The organism is Flavobacterium cryoconiti (assembly GCF_048158645.1).
GTDB classification, from domain to species: domain Bacteria; phylum Bacteroidota; class Bacteroidia; order Flavobacteriales; family Flavobacteriaceae; genus Flavobacterium; species Flavobacterium cryoconiti.
In genome coordinates this window covers 58,743-83,682 of record NZ_JBLNKW010000004.1, presented here as the reverse complement: position 1 = coordinate 83,682, position 24,940 = coordinate 58,743, and the positions used below count along the sequence as shown (strand labels likewise).

The window sequence follows — 24,940 nt, the reverse complement described above, 5'->3', positions numbered from 1 at the left end:
GGGTGTTTTTGCAAAAATTATAACTTAATAGATTATCAGTACCAGATTAATCCTCTGATTTTTTCTCTCCAAATTTTTCGTGTTTGATGATTTTGGCATTAATCATAAAATAAACATACTCTGCAATATTTGTACAATGTTCAGAAATACGTTCTAAATGTTTTAAAACAATCACAAGATTTGTTCCTGAAACTACCGTCTTAGAATTTGACTTCATTTCATTGATGATATTATGTATCGCTTCATCACATTCATTTTTTATGGTATTGTTCAAAACGAAAATTTCCCCAATCGTACTTTCATCACGAGTCAAGAAACATTCATTCGTTTTTATAGTAATCACCTCAACATGTCTGGCTATATCCGTAATATTAAACTTAACAATTAAGTCATGTTTATCTTTAATATTCTTAGACTTTTTTATGATGCTTATCGCCAAATCCCCTATTCTTTCTATCTCATTGCTAATTTGCATAGCTGACATAATAAAGCGTAAATCAGAAGCGACTGGCTGTTGCAAAGCAAAAATACTTTGGCAAATTTCATCAATCTTCACATCTAATTTATCAATCTTATTTTCTGTTTTTTTTACTTCTTTAACTTCCGCAAAAGGTTCTGAAAGTAAAGCATTCACTGATTCTCCTACTTGACCCTCAGCTAAAACACCTATTTTCTGGATAACATTTTTAAGTTTTTCTAATTCTATTTCAAAGTGTGATGCCATATTTTTTTATTTAAAATTAAAGATTTACATAAATTACAAAATTAAAACAAGACTAAAAAGCTTGTTCCAACTTGCTATTTTTTATCCAAATCTTCCCGTGATATAATCTTCCGTTTGTTTTTGCTCTGGTTTAGTAAATATATCATTAGTTTTACCAATTTCGATCAATTCCCCCAAATAAAAGAATGCAGTATAATCACTGGTTCTGGCCGCTTGTTGCATGTTATGGGTAACAATGATTATAGTATATTGCTCTTTTAATTCATGAACCAACTCCTCGATTTTTGACGTAGAAATTGGATCCAAAGCACTTGCAGGCTCATCCATAAGAATAATTTCAGGACTTACAGCCAATGTTCTTGCGATACAAAGTCGTTGTTGTTGTCCTCCCGAAAGTCCTAAAGCTGAATCTCCCAATCTATCTTTTACTTCTTCCCAAATAGCAGCTTGTTTCAATGAAGTTTCTACTATTTCGTCTAATTGAGTTTTGTCTTTTATCCCATTAATTTTCGGACCATAAGCAATATTCTCATAAATGGACTTTGGAAATGGGTTTGATTTTTGAAAAACCATTCCAATTTTTTTTCTAATATTAACAACATCAACATCTTTATTGTAAATATCAACGCCTTCCACAAGCATATTTCCAGTTATTTTAACATCTGGAATAAGGTCATTCATTCTATTGATACATCTAAGAAAAGTAGATTTACCACAACCGGAAGGTCCAATCAAAGCAGTTACTTTATTAGCTGGGATATGCATTGAAATCTCCTTTAATGCTTTTTTTTCTCCATAGTACAATGACAAATCATTTACTTGTATTTTTATGTCTTTCATGTCTTTTTTGTTATGTCTAAAATATAATTTATTAGGTAGATTTCAAAAATTATTTTGCTCTTCTTCTAATTCTAGATCTAATAATTACTGCAACTAAGTTTAAGGATAAAGTAAGGATTAACAACACTAATGTTGTAGCAAACTGTATTGGCATTGTTTTTTCTACATCCGAAGATTGAGTAGCCATGATATAAATATGGTACCCCAAATTCATGAATTGATCACTCAAAGATCCCGGTAAAGTAGCCAAATAATAAGCCGCTCCTGTAAATAAAATTGGAGCTACTTCACCAGCACCTCTACTTACCGCCAGAATTGTCCCTGTCATAATCCCAGAAATAGATCCCGGAAGTACCACATTTTTTATTGTTTGCCATTTTGTTGCCCCTAATGCTAAACTTGCCTCACGCAATTCACGGGGAATCGTTTTTAATGCTTCTTCTACCGAAACAATAATTACTGGTAACGTAAGCAATGCCATCGTTAAACTAGCCCAAAGAATATTGGGTTGTCCCCAATGCAGTTCTCCTCCATTAAAAGCTTTATCAACTCCGCCTCCTACAAATTGAATAAAAAATCCAAGACCAAAAAGACCAAATATTATGGAAGGTACAACGGCCAATGTTCTAACAGAAAAGCGAACTGCGGCTGCAAATTTTGAATTTTCCTTAGCATATTCTGTCAAATAAATCGCCGTAATCGTCCCGAAAGGCACCGCAGCAATTGACATGACAATAACTAATATAAAGGTTCCTATCAATGCAGGAAAGATTCCTCCTTCAGTCATTCCATTTGTTGGAAATGAACTAATGAATTCCCAAGAAAATTTTTCACGTCCTTCATAAATAATAATTCCCAAAATGATAAAAAGAATTACAATAATTAGAACAACCGCCAATTGAGTAATACCGATAATCAATTTTCCTTTTATATCTGAACCCTTTTTCTTACTTGCGAAAAAAGAGTTTTCTGTTTCGTTTATAGTTGTGTTCATGATTTATTTACCTTGGAATTTTTTGATTAATTTCCCTTTAACATAAAACTCTGCAACAGCATTCAATGCAAAAGAAAAAATGAAAAGTAGTGACCCAATAAAAAACAGCACACTATAATGGGTTTCTCCAAAAACAGTTTCGGCCATTTCCGCTCCAATCGTAGCGGCAAAAGTTCGTACACTTTCAAAAGGATTTGAAGACAATAAGGCTGCATTTCCTGTAGCCATTAATGCAATCATGGTTTCCCCAAAAACCCTACCTACTCCTAAAAGTAAAGCAGCAAAAATACCTGGCGTAGCAGCTGGCAATATAACAAAAAATGCCGTTTGCCATTTACTCGCTCCTAATGCTAAACTTGCCTCGGTAAATGTTTTAGGCACTGCAGAAAGTGCATCTTCTGAAATGGTGTAAATAATTGGTATAGCAGCTAATGCCATAGCAACTCCACCCACAAAAGCGTTTAATCTTGATTCATAACCAAAAATGTCCTGGAAGAAAGTTGCTAAAACCATCAGGGCAAAGAATCCAATAACCACTGATGGAAAAGCAGCCAGCATTTCTATGATAGGTTTTATGATTTCCTTCGTTCTTTTGGATGCAAAACAAGAAGTATAAAGCGCAGCCAAAACTGCCAGAGGACCTGCAATAAGCATCGCTATTATTGTAACTTTTAATGTTCCTATCAACAAGCCTAAAAGACCAAATCTAGGATGTTCCGAAACTGGAACCCATTCTGTTGTAAAGAAAGTATTCCATGTTTTATCAGCGCCATCATTATCTGCTGTAACCGTTTCTGGTTTTTCTTCTGAAGATGCAATAGCAGGATCTGCTTTTACATCACCATAAGTTTCCGGTTTTAAGTCCTCTTGAGTTACTGGTTCTGAACCATAAGTTTCTGGTTTTAAATCTTCCTGAGTTACCGGTTCTGAACCATAGGTTTCAGGTTTCAAATCCTCAGCAGGCTCACTACCATAGGATTCCGGTTTTAAATCTTCAGTAGGCGCAGCACCGTAAGATTCTGGTTTTGAACCTGAATCAGCAGTTGTTCCTATTTCTGTTTTTGCTTTATTGTCTTTACCAAAATTAAAAATCGGAAGTGATTCTTTAAAAACAAAAATGAAGATTAAAAAAATTATTGCAATCGATAAAAAAGCAACACTTGAAATAATTTTTTCGGCTAAAAACTCCGAAAGCCTGAATTGCTTTTTCAAACTTTCTTTTGTGAAACTTTGATTTCTTGGAAATTGGGAATTCATTTGATTTATTTAAGAATTCATATATTTTAAAAAAAATCCCTCTATAATTAAAGAGAGGGATATTTTTATATATTTTTATTTTAAAGGAAAATAACCAACTGATGTTATGATTTTTTGTCCTTCCGGGCTTAAAATCCAATCAATAAAGGCTTTAGTTTCGCCTGTTGGCCTAGATTTCAAGTACATGTACAAGTATCTAGTAATTGGATACGTTTTGTTTTTAATAGTTTCAGCCGTTGGATAAACCCCTGGACTTTTATCGTCTTTCTTAACTTTACAATCTTTAACACCCTCAGCATACGCCGCTCCACCGTAACCAATACTGTATTTATCTTTTTTCACAGCATTTACAATAGCAGCAGTTCCTGGTAAAGTTTGACAGCTTGGAGAAAAATCAGTTTTTACTACATTGTCTTTAAAAAATCCAAAAGTTCCTGAACTATTCTCTCTACCGTACAATTTTATCCCGGCATCTGCTCCGCCTACTTCTTTCCAATTTGTAATTTTTCCAGAAAAAATTTGACCAATTTGTTTGATTGTAAGTTCCGAAACACCATTTGCTTTGTTCAAATAAACGGACAAACCATCTTTTGCACAAGGAATTTCTACTCCTAATGTACTGTATCGTGCTTTTAATTTTTCTACTTCGGTAGCTTTGATAGGGCGACTTGAATTTGCAATATCAGTTGATCCATTTATTAAAGCTGCAAGACCTACTCCAGACCCACCACCAGTAACCTGAATAGTTGTTCCTGGATGTTTTTGCATATACACTTCAGCCCATTTCTGAGATAAAATAACCATGGTATCAGAACCTTTAACTGTTATTTTATCCAATGAAGTAAAAGAAAATCCTACTGCCATAACAACTAATAGAATAGCTGCTAATTTAATTTTTGTTGTTTTCATTTTTATTTTTTTTATTGTATTTAAATCTAATTTATTGCATTAAAATCCTGCTTGAATTCTAATTGTAAACGTGTTATCTAATTTATCTTTTATATAATCGCCACCAACTGTGGTACTTTTTTCATTAATTGGTAAACTATAGCCTGCAACAATTTTTACATTGTCATCATAAAAATATTGCCAAGAAAATGACCAGTTATTGTACTTTAAATCTTCTTTAATAGTCACTGCATTTCCTGCTAAATGTCTGTTTGGATCCCAACTGTCATATCGAACTGCGATTTGATTGCTTTTTCCAATGTTTTTCACCAAAGTCGCATAATATCCTGAAAAATCTCTTATACCATTAAAGTTAAAACTAGGGTTACTATTAGCAACTGGTAATACTGTTGTTGATTTTTCGCCTGATATTGTTCCAGAAATATATTCTCCTTTAAGAGACATTCCACCAAGAAAATCATAGTAAACCCTCATCTCTCCACCAAACCATCTTTTTTGAAAACTATCCCCTACTTTAGCCGTGAAATTATTATTATTTGCATCGCTGAAGGTTCCAGCCTGTAAAACAGCTGTATTACCTAAATAAGTATGAGCTCCTATATCAACTCCCAATCCTTTAGATGGAAACTTGAAAGAATAAACACCTCTCATCATGACGTCTTTCTTATTATCGACATCTCTAAGATTATTTGTCAAAGAACCTTCTCCATAATTTCCGTTAAAAACTGCTAACTGAAACTTAAACGGAATCTCATATTTAGTCTCTAAATCCATTTCGATTTTTGCTCCTAAGTCTCTTTCTTGCGGATACAAAATTCCGGACATTCTACTTCTTTCTAACAATTCTCTTGAGCGAGAAGAAAACTCCACTTCATAACTGGTTCTGTTAAACTGTCCTAAAAACAACTTAAATGTTTGCAACCACTTATCATTTAACTGCACATAAGCATCTCTTAAAGTAACTTTATCAAAAGCATAATCCGGTTGAATTACAAATACCGCACCAGTAACTGGCTCATAAGTCAATTTCACACGAGCTCTTCTGATAAAAAAAGTATTTGTTATTGGCACAGCTGTCGTAGATGGCCCTGGTCCAATATTATCTTGATAATTATACATTTCATACTGCGCCTGTAAGTAACCTGAAAATTTAATTTTTGTTAATTTTGCTAGATCACTGTCCATAGTAGAAAGTCTTTCTTCTAAACCTGAAAATTTCATGGAATGCTCATCAAGGGATTCTTTCAAAGATTCTACGCTTACCGTCTTAACTGAATCAATACTAGTTGTTTCTAAAGAATCAACAGGTACTGCTTTAATAGTATCACTCTTAACATCTTGTGCATTGGCCAAAACTGAGGTCATAACTAAAACTGCAAATAAAATTTTTTTCATTGTTGTTATATGATTAATTTTTTTGCAAAGGTGAACCAGCTATGTTAAGCTAATGTTAACACAATATTATGTTGATGATAAATTATTGTTTCGTTAATGTTTCCAATCCAATTTGTAGGATTTGTTCATAATCATTTCTAGACTTACAGTTTTTTTAGTTTATTAATTTTAAGACTTTTACTATATATTTGTTCAGGATTTAATTCTGGTTTTTTTAATTTGGCCTTCTCGATTGTAAAGGAAAATTCAGATCCTATTCCAAATTCACTTTCCACATATATTTTCTCTTTATGTGCTTCTATAATGTGTTTTACAATTGCCAATCCTAAACCTGACCCTCCTTCTGAACGGGAACCGCTTTTATCTACTCTATAAAAACGTTCAAAAAGCCTTGGTATATTTTGTTTTTCAATTCCTTCTCCATTATCAGTTATTCGAACCAAGACCTTTTTCTTGGTTAAATTAACAACGGCTACTTCAGTAAAACCACCTTCTCTACCATACTTAATGGAGTTTACAATTAGATTTTCAACAACTTGCTGAATCTTGTCTTTATCTCCATGCACGATAATAGGCTGTATGTGATAATTTTCAAATGCTAAGGTGATTTTCTTTTTATCAGCTTTCATTTCCAATAGATCAAAAACGTTTTGTATCAATTCTACAATGTCAAATTCAGAAAACTCCAGATTCAAATCACCCGATTCCAACTTTGTAATCATGTCTAAATCTTCAACGATATAAATTAATCGTTCTACTCCTTTCTCAGCACGTTTTAAATATTTTTTTCTGATATTTTTATCATCCATTGCGCCATCAAGCAAAGTAGAAATATAACCTTGAACTGTAAACAAGGGTGTTTTTAGTTCATGTGAAACATTTCCAAGAAATTCTCTTCGGTATTCTTCCCGAATCTGCAGCATTTCAATTTCCAGCTTTTTATCCGTGGCAAACTTCTTGACTTCTCGCGTCAAGGTTTCCATATCAGTAGTAATGGGCTGATTTATAAAAGTACTGGATTCTAATAACGATACATCATCGTATATTTTTTTTACACGTCTGTAAATAAACCGTTCAACGCGATATTGCAAAACCAAAAAAGAAAATAGATAAATAACCAACAGACAAACTATTCCAAAAAATAGTATGTTTTTTACTTTGGAACCAAAGAATAATAACACCATTAAAATAACAAATCCAGTAGCAAAAAGGCTAATGAATAAAGCAGATTTTATGGCAAACTTATAGGTTTTCTTAAAATTTATTTTCATCGATTTCACATCGCGCTCTTACAGCGATTTGATTTGCATTTTGTTATTCTAAAAAAGTGAGTGTAATTATACTTCAAATTTATATCCTACTCCTTTAATTGTTTTAAATAAATCTTCACCAATTTTTTCACGTAATTTTCTAATGTGTACATCTATGGTTCTTCCGCCAACAACGACTTCGTTACCCCAGACTTTATCTAAAATCTCATCGCGCTTAAATACTTTTCCCGGCTTTGAAGCCAATAAATAAAACAATTCAAATTCTTTTCGTGGCAAAGCAATCTCCACATTATCTTTTCTTATTTTATATTCTTCCCGATTGATTTCGATTCCTCCTACGTTAAGTGTTTCACTATTTTGTTCTTGCTCTTTCAAGCGTCTTAACAATGCTTTTACTTTACTTACCAATAATTTTGGCTTGATTGGCTTTGTAATATAATCGTCTGCGCCAGCATCAAAACCGGCCACCTGAGAATAATCTTCACTTCTAGCTGTAAGAAAAGTGATAATCACATTATTCAATTCCGGTATTTTTCTAATATTTTCACACGCTTCCATTCCATCCATCTCCGGCATCATTACATCCATGATAATAAGGTCCGGCAATTCTTTTTTTGCTTTTATAATAGCTTCTTTTCCGTTTGCTGCAGTAAAGATCTGATATCCTTCCTGAGTAAGATTATATCCTACAATTTCCAAAATATCCGGCTCATCATCAACGAGTAAAATCTTTGTGTTTCTTTTTTTCATAAATAGAAAAATTATATTATTCTGATAGAATTTACGCCTGAAATGCTCAGTGATTTTCAATTCCGATTGTAAATATAGCAATAAAAGAATCGTTTAAAAATCACATTAACCGTAATTTAATATGTTAACGATTTATTAATATTCACGAAACTAAATGGTAATAGTCAAGTAACTTTTACTTTACAAAACCAACTTTACTTTGCATAAAAATAAAACACACAAAAATGAAATTTAGAATATTGTTTATAGCATTATTAATTACAACTTTTTCTTTTTCACAGAATAAAGGTACCGTTTCTGGAATCCTAACTGATAAAGATGCTAACAATCAATCCTTGCCTTTTGCTAATGTACTTATAAAAGGGACCACTATAGGAACCAATACTGATATTGATGGAAAATATACTATCGCTATGGCACCTGGGAATTATACGATACAATTCAGTTTCGTAGGTTATGAATCTGTAGACGTTCCGGTAACTGTAGTTGCAAATGAAACTGTAAATCTAAATCAAGCGATAGGTTCAGGAAGTTACAAACTGGAAGATGTAGTAATAAAGAATACGGCAAGCAGAGAAAAAGAAACTGTATTATTACTTGACCAAAAGAAAGCAGTTGTCATAAAACAAAGTATTGGCGCCCAAGAAATGGCTCGTAAAGGAGTTAGCGATGTAGAGGAAGGGCTTACCAAAATAACAGGAATTACAAAAGTAGGCTCAAGAGGTTTATTTGTACGCGGACTGGAAGATCGATACAACAATTTACTGATAAATGATCTTGCTGCTCCAACTAACAATCCTTTCAAAAAAATTATTCCGTTAGACTTATTTTCTACCGATATTGTAGGTGTTATTGAAGTATACAAAACGTTTAACCCGAATATTTATGGAGATTTTGCCGGAGGAACTTTTAATATCCAAACCTCTAAAGGTTCGAAAAGCGTAACCAAATTGAATGTTGGAGTTGGGTACACAGTAAATAATAATTTAGAAAAATTTTTAATTTCTAAAGACGCTAATTCTACCAAAGGATTATTTGGCTTGACCGGAAACGACAGAAAACTTCCAGGATTATTGGGAAATGCACCTTCAAGTTACACGCTTACTGCCGATGAATCTTTGAGATCTTTTAAAAGTGGATTTGATGTTTCAAAAATAAACAGTCCTTTGAATTCAAGCATCGGTTTTCTTCATTCAGAGAAGTTTAACCTGAAAGACGACAAGACTTTTTCTTATTTACTTTCGATTAATTTTGACAATAATTATTCAATTAGAAATGGAGTGGAAAGAACTTTTACTAACAATCCTTCTGGCTTCACTTATAGAAATGACTTTGACAACACGGAATACCGATATAAAACATCACTGTCTTCTTTAGTAGGATTAAATTACACGACAAATAGACTAAAACTCTCTTACAATACACTTTTCATCAGAACTACTGAAAATTTAGTTAAAGATCAATTTGGTGTAGCTGATTCAAACTCAAGCAACAATAACACTTTAATTAGAACCAATCAATTAGACGAATCTAATTATTTAAACAACCAGTTATTAGGTGAGTATGCATTGAATGAGGATAAAAGTCAAAATGTAAAAGCGGCAGTTTCGTATGCTATTACTAAGTATGCGCAACCGGACAGAAAATTCTTTTCAGGAACAAGATCAGGAACTGAGGATATTTTAGTTTCAGTTGCCGGAAATAATTTCATCAAGCAGTATTTGGATATTTCTGGTGATTCTTATTTTTCTGGATTAGGAGAATACAGTTTGAAATTTGGCAAAACTGAAAAAAATAATATTTTCACTGCTGGATACAATGGAAACATGTCTGACATGACCTCATCCTATCGTTTTATAACACCAGTTAATAATAGTGCCCCAAACAGTTTTACAGCACCGTTAAATTCATTGGACACTCAATTAAATGGTTATTTAGCTTCAAATGCTATTAGTTTTAGAGAAAGTTCCAATGCAACATATCAGGCAAAACTAAAGGAAACTGCCAATGCCGGTTATGCTAACTTGCTTTACAAGTTTGGAGAAAAATGGGAATTAAACGGAGGAATTCGTTTAGAAAGCACCATGAGAGAAACAAAGTACAGAACTCAAGGTTCTTTCTCAGACCCATTTAAAACTTTAAAATATGACAACTTGTATGTTTTACCTGCTTTAAATGTGAAATACGGTTTGAATGAGAATTCGAATCTGCGTTTTGCTACTGGAAAAACATATACAAGACCGGTAGTAATGGAATCTTATCCTATCGAGTATATCAATGCTGACGGAACTTCAACAAAAGGAAATCCATTTTTAAAAAATAGCAGCAACTACAATGTTGATTTAAAATATGAATTATTCCCAACATCAAAAGAAGTTTTTGTACTTGGATTGTTCGGTAAAAAAATCGATCAGCCTATTGAAAGAACATTCATCTCTAATGCTGCAAATTCAACTATCACAACTTATTTAAATTCAGACAATGCAGTTTTATATGGAGCAGAAATTGAATTTATCTTAGATTTTGCAAGAATTGACGAAAGTTTATCTGATTTCTCATTTGGGTTTAATACTTCTTTAATGCATACTAAAGTAGATGTGAAGCCAACAACTACTGACAGCGACGGTAATGTAACAACATCAATCGAAACCTTTAAAAATAGAGAACTTCAAGGAGCTTCAAAATGGTTAATCAACTCTGATTTAAAATATCAATTTGACTTAAGCGAATCTTGGAGCAACACCGTTTCATTAGTTTATTCTGTATTTGGAAAAAGAATTTATGCAGTGGGAACTGGTGGATTAGACCATATTTATGAATTACCGGTTCAACAGTTGGATTTCATTTGGAGCAGCAAATTATCAGATCATTTTGATTTAAAATTTAGCGCCGACAATCTACTTGATCCAATACGCAAATCCGAACAAGGAAATAACGGAACTTCAATTATAGTTGAAAATTCAACCATAACAAACAGTTATAAAAAAGGAAGAGGATTCTCTATAAACTTAGGATACACTTTTTAACAGAGACACCCTATTTAATACCAAAAGCTCTAATTTATTTAGGGCTTTTTTTATGCTTAAAACCCACATAACGCACTTAACATTCTCTTCACATTTTAGTGTTTTTTTAGTAACTGTATTGTAATATTCAGCTAACACCCTTTATGAAGTTATCCTATAATTTTGACAAAAATAAAAAACAATAAATAATACAATAAACTATGAAAACTAAATTTTTTGCTTTAGCACTTGCTACAGGGTTATTTCTAAATTCTTGCTCAAGTAGTGACAGTCCAATTCCTGTTACACCACCGGCAACAGGCGAAATCACAGGTACAATAACTGCAAATAAAACTTTTGCATACGGAAATTACACTTTAAAAGGTATTGTTAAAGTTGCTTCAGGAGTAACAGTAACTTTCGATGCAGGTTCTACAATTACAGCAAATAAGACTACAGGAGACAACGCATTTGTTGTTTTAAACGGAGGAAAATTAAACATTAACGGTACGGCTGATAAACCAGTTGTATTTACAGAAGCATCTGCAACTCCAGGTTCTTGGGGAGGAATTATCATCTATGGTGATGCTCCAATAAAAGCAATTGGTGGCGTAACTACTTCTACTTCAGAAGATGGAAATGCATTACCTTACGGAGGAACAAATGCTGCTCACAACGGAGGTTCATTAAACTATGCAAGAGTTGAATATGCTGGAGCAAAATTAGCTGATGGAACAAAAGAAAATAATGGATTTACATTTTATTCAGTAGGTTCAGGAACAACATTAGACCACTTAGTTTCTTACAAAGGTGCTGATGATGGATATGAATTTTTTGGAGGAACTGTAAGCATGACAAACGCTATTTCTTATGGTAACTATGATGATGCTTTTGACTGGCAAGATGGATGGCAAGGTCAAAACAACTCTAACTGGTATGCTTACCAAACGGGTAAAGGGAATTACGGAATGGAAATTGAATGTTCTAACAACAACAATGCATTCTGGCCAAAAGTTATTAATATCACTTTAAAAAGAGAAGCAGGATGTGTACCAGAAGTTGCTGGTGATGTTCAAGTTGATGCTTTCCAATTCAAAAAAGAAGGAAATGGAGATTATAGCAACATCATTATCTCAGGATACGGAGATTATACTGAAGGAACAACTGTTTACAAAGGTGCAGCAGTAAAAATTCAAGATGCTACCACAAATACCAATCAAGTTAATGGATCAAAAATAAAATTAACTAATGTGACCATCTCTTCAACTTCACAAATTACACCTGTAGGAGCAACTTCAAGTATTCTAGTTAATTTCCCAGTTGGAAATTTTGCAACAACTACAACTGCGACTGGGGCTTCATTAACTGCTGGTGCATGGGCAACTGTTGGTGGAACTAGCTTAATTAAATAATTTTTAGTTAAAACACTCAAAAATAATAGTTAAACACCTCTCTTTATGAGAGGTGTTTTTTTTTTGTGGTACAATATTTGAATTATTTTTTATATATTTACATAACAAATCGAAATCATGGCGAAAAACTACTTTTATATTACTATCTTATTGGTTTTTTTCTTTTCTGTGAGCCTTTCCGCTCAGGAAAACAAACAACAGCCAAGAACACAAGAAACTGCTTCGATAGAAGGCTTAAGCTTGTACCCGAACCCCGTGAGTAATGGCAAAGTTTACATTACTTCAAAAAATGACTTGGATAAAGAAATCATTATCTTTGATGTTTTAGGAAAAAAAGTACTCCAAACAATGCTGAGTTCAAGAGAACTAAATGTTTCAAATCTTACATCAGGTGTTTATATCATTAAAATCAATGAAAATGACGCATCAGCCACAAGAAAATTAATTGTTCGATAATAATCTATAACTGACAAATTCAAAAGCTCCAATTCTATTGGGGCTTTTTTTATAAAACAGTACTGCTATTTATTAAATTGAGTAAAGCGCTTGCAAAGACTTTGAATGCTTAAGTGCCTACATTTTTTTTACTTACTTTTGTAAAAAAAATTCTTGATTCCAACTACCGATATATTTGCTATTTCCAGTCAAAAACAGTTTGAGAAAATCGCTTTAAAAGTGTTTCGTTTTCAATACGAAAACAATAAGGTGTATCAGGAATTTTGTAATTTTTTAAAAACAGATCCTCACAAAGTAAAATCATTATCTCAAATTCCTTTTTTACCGATACAGTTTTTCAAGAGTCACCAAGTCGTTTCTAATACAGATGCGATTGAAGAAACTTTTACCAGTAGCGGAACAACCGGAATGATTACCAGTAAGCATTTAGTCACTGATGCTTCCATATATGAAGAAAGCTACCGCAAAGGATTTTCTGAGTTTTATGGGAACATCGAGGATTATGTTGTATTGGCTTTGCTTCCTTCTTATTTGGAAAGAGAAGGCTCTTCGTTGATTTACATGGTTGAAGATTTGATAACACTTTCCAATCATCTGGAAAGCGGTTTTTACCTGCACAATCATGACGAACTTATAGCAAAACTCATTGCTCTGGATCAAGCAGGACAAAATGTCATTTTGATTGGCGTCACTTATGCTTTGTTAGATTTGATTGAAACCCTCAATGGAAAAAGTTCTTTTTCAGATAAAAAAAAGAGGGTTCTTGATGACCTTAGGCAAACAACTGAACTTTCAGAAAAAAAACACCTATTCCAACTGCAAAACACCATAATCATGGAAACGGGTGGAATGAAAGGCAAACGAAAAGAAATGATTCGGGAAGAATTACACGAACAACTGTGCAAAGGATTTGGCGTTGCGGCGATTCATTCTGAATACGGGATGACCGAATTGCTTTCACAAGCTTATTCTTTAGGAAATGGCGTATTTGAATGCCCTTCTTGGATGCAAATCCTCATTCGCGACACCGAAGATGCTTTGACCTACATTCAAGACGGGAAAACAGGCGGAATCAACGTAATTGATTTGGCTAATATTAATTCCTGCTCTTTTATTGCCACGCAGGATTTAGGCAAAAAAAATCCCAACAACTCTTTCGAGGTATTGGGACGTTTTGATAATTCTGATATTCGAGGTTGTAACTTGATGGTTCTTTAAAGTTTATTACAATAACTCATACTATTTCCTGCCTTAATTAATTTTTAGAGTTGCAGATTTTAAATTTGCTCCCGAAGCCTTTATCGTTATCGGACTTTTTAAATTCTTAGTTTTAAGAATAATGGTAGCAATTCCTGCTTCGGCTTTCACGGGATTTTCGCCAATTAATGCTGCATTTTTTCCACTTAAAGCAAAAGTCACTTCGTTCATTGCCGTTGGGATAATGGTTCCATTCGCATCGGTGATTTTAGCATATACAAAAACCATATCAGGAGAATTCGCATTGATTGCTTTTGACGAAACATCATAACTCAATTCCATTTTTACTGGGCTTTCGGGTGTTTTGACAACATTAGCAATTACTTTTTCTCCTTTGATAAATCCTTCGGCCCGCAAGGTTCCAGGAACAAATTTATCCAGTTTAAAAATAAATGGGGCATGTTTTAATTCATTACTGTTTTCATTTATCAATGGTTTTTCTTTGGCTACCAAAATATCATTTAAATACAATGCCACTTCGTCACAATTGCTATACACAATCACATTCAACGGAGAATTCGCTGTCCAATAATTTGCAATTTGCACCATCGGTCCAGAAACCAATTTGAGAATCCATTTAGAAATTCGATAAACAAAAAAACCCCTCTTTCCATTTCCAGAAAAGAAGGGGTGCTAAATTTTTATTATGAAATTCTAATTAGTAGAATTAATAATTAAAGTTGCTGTTTTTAATCTTTTTCCACTAACCGTTAATTCCATATTTCCGGCTTCTTTTAACGATTGAACCAGCACTACTAATTTTCCGCTGAATAGTTTCATTGTTGGCAAATGAAATTGTTCCAGTGAAGTAGCGTCCCCGTTACATGCTGCCCTATAGGTTCCTTTTCCTTTCACTTTAAATTGCAATTGATCTGTTGCTATGGGACATGGAATCCCATTTTTATCTACTAAAGAAACAGTAACATAAGACAAGTCTTTACCATCTGCCTCTATTGTTTTTCTATCGGCGTTAAGCACAATTTGGTATGCTTTTCCAGCAGTATGAATTTCCTCTTCTGCAACTGCTTTTCCTTCTTTATCAAAGGCAACTACTTTCACTGTTCCTGGTTCGTACTTAACATCCATCCACATCAAACGATATCTGTTTTGTGGTGTTGCAGTATTCTTTTTTTGAATTCCCATACTTTTCCCGTTTACAAAAAGCTCTGCACTGTCATAATTAGTATACACAAATACCGGTGTTACCTTACCTTCGCGACCTTCCCAATTCCAATGTGGTAAAATATGTAAGGTTTCTTTTTCTTTATTCCAACGGCTTCTATACAAATAGAATCGGTCTTTAGGCAAACCTGCTAGATCATTAATTCCAAAATATGAACTACGAGAAGGCCAGCTTTCATCATAAGGAGTCGGTTCACCTAAATAATCAAACCCTGTCCAAACAAATTCACCAATAACCCATGGCTTATCATCTTGTAATATAAAATCTTCATCAGGTACATTTGACCAACTACAGGCTTCTAAATCATAAGAAGAACTTTGAAAATCAGCATATTGCTTGTCTTTAGTTTGTACTACGGGAAATTTATAAATTCCTCTTGAACTTACGGTAGAAGCCGTTTCAGAACCTAAAATAAATCCTTGTGGAAATTTTTTAAATGCCTCTTCATACAAATGTACTCTGTAATTTAAGCCCGGAACATCTAACAAAGCTCCGAAACCGGATTCCATAGTAGCTTTAACCTGATCCATACCTACCGTTACAGGTCTTGTTGGATCTTCACGATGGAAAATTTCCTGTAACCATTTGGCACGTTTTACCCCAGCTTCTCCCCATTGATCCGGAACTTCATTTCCGGAACTCCACATTACAATAGAAGGATGATTTCTGGTGGCATGAATTAAATTAACCAAGTCTCTTTCCGCATAAGCTTCAAAAAATCGATTGTATCCATTCTTAACTTTTGGCTTTGCCCATTCGTCAAAACTTTCAGCTAAAAACATAAAACCCATTTCGTCACACAATTCCAGTTGTTCCAATGATGGCATGTTGTGAGAGCTTCGAATAGCATTACACCCCATGTCTTTTAAAATAGTCAATTGACGACGTAAAGCCGCTACATTTATTGCTGTTCCCAAAGGTCCTAAATCATGATGCAGGCAAACTCCTTTAAATTTTCTAACTTCACCGTTTAAGCTAAATCCTTTATTAGCTTCATATTTTATGTCACGAATTCCAAAACGAGTAATAACCTCGTCTTTCAATTCGTCTCCCACAAACCATTGCGAAACGGCTTTATACAAATAAGGACTTTCTGGACTCCACAATTTTGGATTTTCAACTTTGATGTTTTGATCGAATTCATTTCCGAATTTTGTTGTTACTTTATCAGAACTTAGTTTTTGCCCATTAGCATCAAAAATAGTGGTAACTAAATAGCCATTTTCGCCAGTAGCTTTTGTTTTTACATTTACTTTAGCTGCTTCCTTGCTAATAAAAGGCGTTGTAATAGAAGTTCCCCACTGATCAATACTTTCCTTATTTTTTATGATAAGGCTTACTTTTCTGTACAAACCGGCACCCGGATACCAACGTGAAGCAAACTCTTTGTTGGTTAATTTTACCGCCAAGGAATTCTCTCCTGTTGTAATGAAATCAGTTACATCAAAATAAAAATAGCTGTAACCATAAGCCCATTCGCCCACCTTTTTCCCGTTTAAATAGATTTGTGGTTCGCTCATGGCACCTTCAAAAAGCAGAATCACTTTCTTTCCATTCTCCGCAGCCGATATCGAAAACTTGTTTCTGTACCAAGCGGAACCAACATGAGGCAATGAACCTGTTCTTCCTGTTTTTTCGGAAGCTACTTTTTCGCCATTTTGAACAATAGCTACTTTTTGTTTGTCTATTTCTTTATCAAAAGGACCGTAAATTGCCCAATCATGAGGCACGCTCACTTTTTCCCATTTTGAATCATTAAAATTGGATTGAAAAGCATTTTCGAAATCTCCTTTTTGAAACTTCCAGTTCGAGTCTAATTCCCTAACTGTCCGTACCTGAGCAAAGGAAATTTGTGTAATTGTTAAAAATACAATTATAATATTCATCAATTTATTCATTATCAATCTGTCTAATTATTTAATATTATAATATGAAAAAAAATCTTATCTTTTTTCAATGTAACTTTATTATTAAGCTATCCTGTTTTATCAATCATAAATTATTCTTTAAAAGCGTCTAAGGCCGGTGATGGTTTCCCATTTGACTGCCATGCATTTAATTGATAGCCACTCCAACTTTTCTCTCCTTCAGGTTCCCAATAAATTACGCCAAGCCCTTTATTATTAGGCACATTTTTAACCGCATTAATTACGGCTGTCAACATATCCTTGGTATTTTGGGCTAAGGCATAATCGCCACCAACCTCAACAACCATAACTTCTTTTCCGTATCTGGAAACCATATCATTGAGATTATTGGCTAAATCAGCTATAGTAGCTTTATAATCACTTTTTAACCAATACGGATAATACGAAAGACCTATTACATCATACTTTACATTATTTGCTTTAGCATTATCAAAAAACCATCTGAACTTGGCATTATTATTCCCCTCATCAAGATGGACAATAACTTTGATAGCCGAATTGATGGCTTTTGTAGCATCATAGCCTTTATTCAAAAGTTGTGCGAGTTGACCGAAATTAGCCGATTTACCTTCTGGCCATAACATGCCGTCAGGAATTTCATTCCCCACTTGTACCCATTCAGGAGTTACTCCGGCCGCTTTTAGAGAATTCAAAACTTCATACGTATGATTATAAACATCATTTAATAATTCCGTAAAAGAATGGTTTGCCCAAGCCGCGGGTTTTGTTTGTTTTCCGGGGTCGGCCCAAGTGTCACTGTAATGAAAATCGATCATAATGCGCATTCCTAATTTTTGAGCACGAACAGCCATAACCACTGTTTCTGCAGGACTACAATGTCCACTTGCTTTGTCATTGGAAGGATTTACCCAAACCCGAAGACGAATCGTGTTGATTCCTCTGTCTTTCAACAGTTGCAAACAGTCTTTCTTTGTACCGTCTGTATCATAAAATTCATACCCTGTAGCTTCCATTTGGGGTAGCCATCCTACATCGGCTCCTTTTGACAAGGCAAAAGTTGTTGGTACTGTTGGCTCCGCAGGAGTTGTCTCTGGATTTTGTGCATTACTACAAGAAAAAGTTGCCAATGCCATTAATACTATGAAAATCTGTCTTACTTGTACAAATATTTTATTCATCTTAATTTTTTTAAAGCCTGAAAAACAGACGTATTATAGAGTTCTGATTCTAAATTTCTTTAGATACCTTTATTCAACTCTTTTTTTAATTCTATTGGTTAATTTTATTAGAATCAACCAATAGAATCATACTGCTAATTATTAATTTAACTTGATTGTTTTGTCTATTGCATTAATTGTTACTGTATAAGTTCCTGGGGTACCTACAAACTTAAAATTTGCATCACCACTTCCATCATTTTGAAATTTTGAATCTATGACATAACCGGCATCCGCATAATGTTTGTAATTATTATTGGTATCCCAAACCCCTTGACTTTCAAAAAATCTGAAAACTCCAGCAGAGAATGCAAAAGTAGCTTGCCAAATATCAGGATTTATTTCAACAATTTGTGTTTCGCCTCCACTAAAATTCCATCCTCCCGGTGTTGCATCACCTACAACCCAAAGTGGGCCTGATGGGTTTAAAACAATCGTTTTTTTAGTGCTATCTACTACCAATTCATAAATACCCGGAGTACCATCAAAAACAAAATTATAATCTCCCGAACCTTCACTTATCAAACGGGAATCAATTGTATATCCTTTGCCTTTATAATATTCATAATTTAATCCTGTAGCCCAATCATTTTCGGCAGTAAAGAATCTAAATTTTCCTTTTAGAAATGAAATTTTAACTCGTTGCACTTCCAATTCACATTTTGTATTTAGTGTGAAATTCCATCCAACATTTTTAATTGCATCACCAACTACCCATATTGGATTACAGGCGGTTGAAGTTGCCACTTTTTCAATTAATCTAATATTTATCATTTGAACAGTCGAAATAATTTCTTCAGTACCTGCACCACCATTACCTATTTTAGACTTAACTCTAAAATAAACAACTCCAGAATTATTTAGCTTTCCATCACTGTTTGTCGTTTTTGGATCTTCATCCAGACCCAATTGATCGGCCAAATCTAATAATTGACTTACTAAAACTGTCATATTGGTTTTCTTTGTAACTCCTAATGAAACTACCTTAGTAAACGACTCATCTGTTGCTGCCTGAACTTCATAATCGGTATTTACACCTAAAATCGATGCGTCCCAAATCAATCGATCGGCTATATTGTTCTTTGTCTCTTTGGACAATACATATTCACTTGCGAAATCGTTCGTAAAAGCAATGCTTTCTGAACTTAAATCAGCAATAAAAATTGGTTTGTCATCTGTACAACCCGTAAATAACAGCACATTACCAATAAGTAATATGGAATAGATTATTTTTTTCATCTTAGTATAGTTTTAATATTTTAATACCCTGGGTTTTGTTTCAAATTTGGATTTGATAGAATTTCAGATACTGGAATTGGGAATAATTTGTATTTACTATCCACTGCTTTTCCATTTAACACACCACCTTTCCAGGCCCATAGATAATCTCCGGAAGTGAATTTTTTATATCTTATAAGATCGGTTCTTCGATACCCTTCCCACATCATTTCTCTAGCTTTCTCATCTAAAATAAACTCTAAATTCAAATCCGTTGAAGTTATATTTCCTAGCGTACTGTTGGGATCATTTGCATAAGCTCTACCTCTTAACTTGTTTATATTGCTTAGTGCCAATTGAGAATCTCCTCCAGCTCCTCCTCTTAAAACCGCTTCGGCATAAATCAAATACATTTCGGGTAAACGGAAAACAGGAAAATCAATATCACTTAAATTATTGTAGGTGTTTTTTTGTGGAATTTTGGCTCCTGTTCTATCCACATTACGGTATTTATAGATAGAATAGCCACTTTTTGAATTGGATAAAGATTCTATTTCTAAAGTGCGTTTTGGTTCTTCTTTTTCCGTCCAAAACACTGCTCTTTTATCTACACTTGTATCATGGGTTGGAAACAATGCCGGAATAGAAGGCGTTACCCTGTATAGATTCCAACTGGCACTCATACCATTAATTTCCTCAGGAACTCCTGATGCTCCCAGAGCAAAAACATTTGTCGTTCCCCAAGAAGTTACATATTCATTATTATAATTGAAGGTGAAAATAAATTCACTGGTGTTTTTATTATTATCTCCGAGCATCAACCACTGATGATTCGAAATTAAAGAATAACCCGCATCGATTACTTTTTTACTATAAGTGATGGCTTCTGTATAATGTGCTTCACCAGAATACACCTCAGCATTTAAATAAAGTCTTGCCAAAAGCGACCATACCGCAGCTTGATCTGCGCGTCCATACTCATTCGTTTTTGGAGCAATCATAGATCCATCAATAGCCTTTAGTTCCGATTCAATGTAGTGGTATAAATCGGCTTGTTTTATTTGTTTTGGAATTTCACCATTGGCTAATGTTTGTTCTGTTGCAAATGAAGGGTTTCCAAATAAGTCTAAAAGCATCCAATAAGCATACGCTCTTACAAAACGAACTTCAGAATAATACTTTGCAATCTCTGCTTTATCTGCATTTGAAAATCCTCTTTTCTCAACCATTCCTGGTGCTGCTTCAATAATAAAATTATTACATAGCGTTATAAGATACAAGCCACTTTTATAAACATCAGCCGATTCTGTATGATCAGAAGACCAGTCCAACTCAGTTGTTTTATGACTGTCCCAAGTATTTACGGCTTCATCACTTGAAAGTTCTTGTAATTCCCAGTATCCTCTGTAAAAAAAGTTGTTGGCCCCGGATAATTGAATATAAGTAGAAACAAGTCCTTGTTTATATCCTTCAAGCGAACTAAACTGGGCTTCATTTGTCAATGCGTTTGTAGGAAATCGGTCCAAATCATCCGTACAAGACGTAATCATTAGCGCGACCAAAACAACCGCTATATATCTGATTTTAAATAGTTTGTTTTTCATTTTTATAATTTTAATAAATTAAGTATTCTCTAGAAATTGAAATTCAAAGAAATTGAATACGTTCTTGGTGATGTATAATTACCTCCAAAATTGGTCCCATAATTATAAGATGCTTCCGGGTCGCCTCCTGTAAAATCAGTAATTACAAATACATTTTGAACAGAAGCTGACAACACAACATTATTATTATCTTTTTTAGGATTTATTAAATTCCCAAAATCATAGCTTAGGTTGATGTTATCCATTTTTAAGAAGGAAGCATTTTGCAAGTAATAATCGCTATACTTTTGATTGTTATTTCCGGTTTGCGTGAAATTAGTTTTGTAATACAATTGGTTGATGTTATTACGTGTGATACCATCATATATAGCCGATAAATTATCGTTAGGGTTATAAAACACATATTGTCCAAGATTTGAGTGAAACGCCATACTTAAGGCAAGCTTTTTGTAATTAAAAGCGGTATTAAAGCCTATAACATGTTTTGGAGTGGAACTTTCGGTTCTATATCTATCCTGTTCATTTATAACACCATCGTTATTTAAATCTACCATTTGATCTTCGATAGGTTTTCCTTGTGCATTATAAACTTGGTGATAAACAAAAAAGGTATTTCTAGAATATCCAACCGTATTTACCAATAAATTACCGCTAAATAAACCAACACCAGAATTGTCTCCTATAGAAAGCTTTGTTATTTTATTTTCATTATAGCTATAATTAACGCCTAAATTCCAATTAAAATTTGTTTTTTGAATCAACACTGCATTAGCATTTATTTCAAAACCTTTGTTATCCAAACTTCCTATATTTTTAACAATATTATTAGCAAAATCTGTCCCTGAAGGAATGGTTACATCGTTTAATAAATCATCGGTAATTCTATGATAAAAATCGACACCTCCATTTATTCTATTTTTAAACAAACCCCAATCTAACCCAACATTTAAAGATTTTGATTGCTCCCATTTTCTATTACGGTCAGTTGCACTAGGATTAACTCCTTGTATAAAATCATTACCAATTGGGTATTTAATATTTGAAGCCCCTAAATTATAAATTGGGATATAGCCATAATTACCTATTCCTTCCTGTTGTCCTGTAATACCCCATCCCACTCTAAATTTAAGGTTTGAAATAACTTTAGAATCAACCAAAAACTTTTCATCATTTATTTTCCAGGCAGCCGATACAGAAGGGAATGAACCCCATCTTGTTTTGTTAGAAAATCTTGAAGAACCATCTGTTCTATACGTTCCGGTAAGAACGTATTTATCCTTAAACGTATACATTAATCTTCCAAAATAAGATATCAAAGTGTTTTGAGGAATATCAAAATTGAAATTCGGAGTAGAACCAGGTTGTACATTCCCAGCTACATCATAAGAGGGATAATAATAGTTGGTTGTTTTAAAATCGTTATATGAATACCCCGCCAAAGCCTCTATACGACTGTCTAAAGCTTTAATTTCTTTAAAATAATTCAAGGTAGTTTCTGAAAACACATTCTCCGTCTTAGAACTGGGATCGCCTTTAGATACCAGTCCATTAGAAATAATTGCCGGGAAATAATTAGCAGGTACATTATAATTCCAGGTCCCTTTAGCAACATCATAACCGGAATTTATTTTTACACTTAAATCCGGAAAAAAATGCACTTTATAATCTAATTGAATGTTCCCAATACTTCTTAGACTTGAAACCCTGTCATTGACCTGTTCCAATAGAGACACCGGATTATTATGACCATGTAAAACGGCAGGATTTGATGCAAATTCAGAATATTGCCAGTAGCCCCCATAAATTGAGTTTGGGTCTTTAACCGATTGTGTTGGATCAAATGTTACTGCTGTATAAATAGCACTTTCATCGGCTCTTCTTTCTTTTTGACTTATTCCTTTTACATTTAAATTTACTTTAAGATGATTGTCAAAAAAAGTTGGATTAATATTAAGAGAGATTGTATTTCTCTTAAAATTACCCGTTTTAAGTGTACCGTCTTGATCTAAATAACCCAATGACAAGCGGTATGGCAATACTTTTATCCCTCCTGTAAAACTAATTGAATTGTCTTTAGTCAAAGCCGTTTGATAAATTTCATTCTGCCAATTCGTGTTTGCTGTACCTAAATTAAAATTAGAAATAGGTATACCTGAAACTAAAGAAGCTTGCTTTGCAGCTTCTCTATATTGATCTCCTGACAATACATCTTGTTTGTAAATATTGTTCGAAGCAGAAATCTTAGAAACAAATGAAACTTTCAAGTCTCCATTTCTTCCATTTTTAGTTGTGACAATTATAACTCCATTCGACCCTCTTGAACCATAAATTGCGGCGGCTGAAGCATCTTTTAAAATACTAAAAGATGCAATATCATCAGGATTCAAAGCGCTTAGCACTCCAGGTCCGTCATTAAGACCAATAGGAACACCGTCAATTACAAATAACGGATTATTGGAAGCACTTAACGAAGCTCCACCTCTTAATAAAAAGGAACTTCCAGCTCCAGGCTTTCCACTTATTGGTGTGATTTGCAATCCAGGAACTTTATTGGCTATAAGTTGCTCTGCATTGGTTACAAATCCTTTTTGGAAATCTTTAGTACTTACTTGTGTTACTGAACCTGTAAGGTCTTTTTTTCTGGTTGATCCATATCCAATAACCACAACTTCATTTAGTGTTTTAGAATCTTCACGAAGGGATATATTCAATATGTTCCCTGAAATTTTCTTTTCTATTGTTCGATATCCTACAAATGAAAATAGTACAATATCTCCGTTTTCTGCATTTATCTGGTAATTCCCATTACTATCTGAAATAGTAGAATTAGTGCTGTTTTTTAATGTTACCGTTACACCAGAAAGAGTCGCCTTAGTAGCTTCATCTACAACGGCACCTATAATGGCTGTTTTTTGTCCGAAAAACACAAGAGGTATTAAAAAAAATATCATTGAACAGGATAGCTTAAAAGCTATTAATGTTCTCTTTTTCTTTTGCTTTAATTTTGAATTCATATTATGTTTTGGTTATAAAATGTTTGATTGCTTCAATTTGGTTTTGGATTGATTACTGTTAATTCGTTTTCCCATAATTAATTTTTTTGGTTGTTTTGGTTAATTTTTTTTAAAAAAATAGGTGGTTCTAATACGTTGCAATTTAGGTTTAGGGTAAAAAATCAAAGGGGAATTAATTCATCTTTATAGGGAGACAAAATCGTTTTATCGGCATAAAACACCAATAAAATTAAGGATATAGAAAAAAAAGGCGATTTTTTAAATTATTATTATTTTTTTATTTAAAAACCACAACGGTATTAAAGTCAAAGCAAGTTCGCTTTGCAACTTTAAAAAAAAACATCGATTTTAGGAATTCCCAAGCAGGACTGAAGTAGCAAACAAGGAAAGAATTAGCATCAATTTTCATTTGTGAAATAAAAAACGACACTGCTTTTGGGCACTATAATCCAGAATTATAGTAATTAGGTAATGTGCTAAAAAATGGATGCATTCCAGATTGTAACGGGTATAGAATTCCTAATGGAATTAAAAAGGAAATTAAA

Annotated in this window: 18 protein-coding genes; 4 read left to right on the top strand and 14 right to left on the bottom strand. The window is 33.6% G+C overall.

Annotated elements, in window-relative coordinates; all coding sequences use genetic code 11:
• Positions 1-46 precede the first annotated feature (46 nt).
• The 8 genes from phoU to ACM55H_RS07315 form a co-directional block, all read right to left on the bottom strand.
• The gene (phoU, locus tag ACM55H_RS07350) at positions 47-724 is read right to left on the bottom strand and encodes a phosphate signaling complex protein PhoU (RefSeq protein WP_416835907.1); all 678 of its coding nucleotides are present in this window, start codon (positions 722-724) and stop codon (positions 47-49) included.
• 81 nt (positions 725-805) lie between these two features.
• Positions 806-1,564 (bottom strand): phosphate ABC transporter ATP-binding protein PstB, encoded by a 759-nt coding sequence (pstB, locus tag ACM55H_RS07345; RefSeq protein ID WP_416835906.1) that lies wholly within the window; start codon positions 1,562-1,564, stop codon positions 806-808.
• Between the two features lie 49 nt (positions 1,565-1,613).
• Positions 1,614-2,558, bottom strand: a complete 945-nt coding sequence (gene pstA / locus ACM55H_RS07340; protein WP_416835905.1) for a phosphate ABC transporter permease PstA — start codon at positions 2,556-2,558, stop codon at positions 1,614-1,616.
• Positions 2,559-2,561: 3 nt separating this feature from the next.
• Entirely contained in the window at positions 2,562-3,815 is a 1,254-nt protein-coding gene (gene pstC, locus ACM55H_RS07335; RefSeq protein ID WP_416835904.1) for a phosphate ABC transporter permease subunit PstC, read from the bottom strand.
• A 75-nt stretch (positions 3,816-3,890) separates the two neighbouring features.
• On the bottom strand, positions 3,891-4,724 hold the full coding sequence (locus tag ACM55H_RS07330; protein WP_416835903.1) for a phosphate ABC transporter substrate-binding protein: 834 nt from the start codon (positions 4,722-4,724) through the stop codon (positions 3,891-3,893).
• Between the two features lie 39 nt (positions 4,725-4,763).
• Positions 4,764-6,119, bottom strand: coding sequence for a porin family protein (locus ACM55H_RS07325; protein WP_416835901.1), 1,356 nt, complete (start codon positions 6,117-6,119; stop codon positions 4,764-4,766).
• Positions 6,120-6,262: 143 nt separating this feature from the next.
• Complete coding sequence (locus tag ACM55H_RS07320) at positions 6,263-7,390, bottom strand: sensor histidine kinase (protein ID WP_416835900.1); 1,128 nt, start codon at positions 7,388-7,390, stop codon at positions 6,263-6,265.
• Between the two features lie 66 nt (positions 7,391-7,456).
• Entirely contained in the window at positions 7,457-8,140 is a 684-nt protein-coding gene (locus tag ACM55H_RS07315) for a response regulator transcription factor (RefSeq protein WP_035669540.1), read from the bottom strand.
• Positions 8,141-8,364: 224 nt separating this feature from the next.
• Between ACM55H_RS07315 and ACM55H_RS07310 the strand changes: the two genes are divergently transcribed.
• From ACM55H_RS07310 to ACM55H_RS07295, 4 genes are all read left to right on the top strand, one after another.
• The gene (locus ACM55H_RS07310; protein WP_416835899.1) at positions 8,365-11,166 is read left to right on the top strand and encodes a TonB-dependent receptor; all 2,802 of its coding nucleotides are present in this window, start codon (positions 8,365-8,367) and stop codon (positions 11,164-11,166) included.
• A gap of 200 nt (positions 11,167-11,366) precedes the next feature.
• Entirely contained in the window at positions 11,367-12,557 is a 1,191-nt protein-coding gene (locus ACM55H_RS07305; RefSeq protein ID WP_416835898.1) for a hypothetical protein, read from the top strand.
• A 117-nt stretch (positions 12,558-12,674) separates the two neighbouring features.
• A complete protein-coding gene (locus tag ACM55H_RS07300; RefSeq protein ID WP_039108636.1) occupies positions 12,675-13,013 on the top strand; it encodes a T9SS type A sorting domain-containing protein in 339 nt (112 codons plus the stop codon).
• Positions 13,014-13,166: 153 nt separating this feature from the next.
• Positions 13,167-14,231 carry a LuxE/PaaK family acyltransferase gene (locus ACM55H_RS07295; protein WP_416835897.1) on the top strand — a complete coding sequence of 355 codons (1,065 nt, stop codon included), beginning with the start codon at positions 13,167-13,169 and terminating at the stop codon, positions 14,229-14,231.
• Positions 14,232-14,264: 33 nt separating this feature from the next.
• Here the strand turns inward: ACM55H_RS07295 and ACM55H_RS07290 are convergent, their stop codons facing one another.
• The 6 genes from ACM55H_RS07290 to ACM55H_RS07265 form a co-directional block, all read right to left on the bottom strand.
• A complete protein-coding gene (locus ACM55H_RS07290) occupies positions 14,265-14,819 on the bottom strand; it encodes a DUF4982 domain-containing protein (protein ID WP_416835896.1) in 555 nt (184 codons plus the stop codon).
• Between the two features lie 105 nt (positions 14,820-14,924).
• On the bottom strand, positions 14,925-17,339 hold the full coding sequence (locus tag ACM55H_RS07285; RefSeq protein ID WP_416835895.1) for a DUF4982 domain-containing protein: 2,415 nt from the start codon (positions 17,337-17,339) through the stop codon (positions 14,925-14,927).
• A gap of 113 nt (positions 17,340-17,452) precedes the next feature.
• Positions 17,453-18,520 carry a glycoside hydrolase family 53 protein gene (locus ACM55H_RS07280; RefSeq protein WP_416835893.1) on the bottom strand — a complete coding sequence of 356 codons (1,068 nt, stop codon included), beginning with the start codon at positions 18,518-18,520 and terminating at the stop codon, positions 17,453-17,455.
• Between the two features lie 141 nt (positions 18,521-18,661).
• Positions 18,662-19,798, bottom strand: a complete 1,137-nt coding sequence (locus ACM55H_RS07275) for a SusE domain-containing protein (protein WP_416835892.1) — start codon at positions 19,796-19,798, stop codon at positions 18,662-18,664.
• 20 nt (positions 19,799-19,818) lie between these two features.
• Positions 19,819-21,381, bottom strand: a complete 1,563-nt coding sequence (locus tag ACM55H_RS07270; protein WP_416835891.1) for a RagB/SusD family nutrient uptake outer membrane protein — start codon at positions 21,379-21,381, stop codon at positions 19,819-19,821.
• 29 nt (positions 21,382-21,410) lie between these two features.
• On the bottom strand, positions 21,411-24,395 hold the full coding sequence (locus ACM55H_RS07265) for a SusC/RagA family TonB-linked outer membrane protein (RefSeq protein WP_416835890.1): 2,985 nt from the start codon (positions 24,393-24,395) through the stop codon (positions 21,411-21,413).
• Between the last annotated feature and the right edge of the window lie 545 nt (positions 24,396-24,940).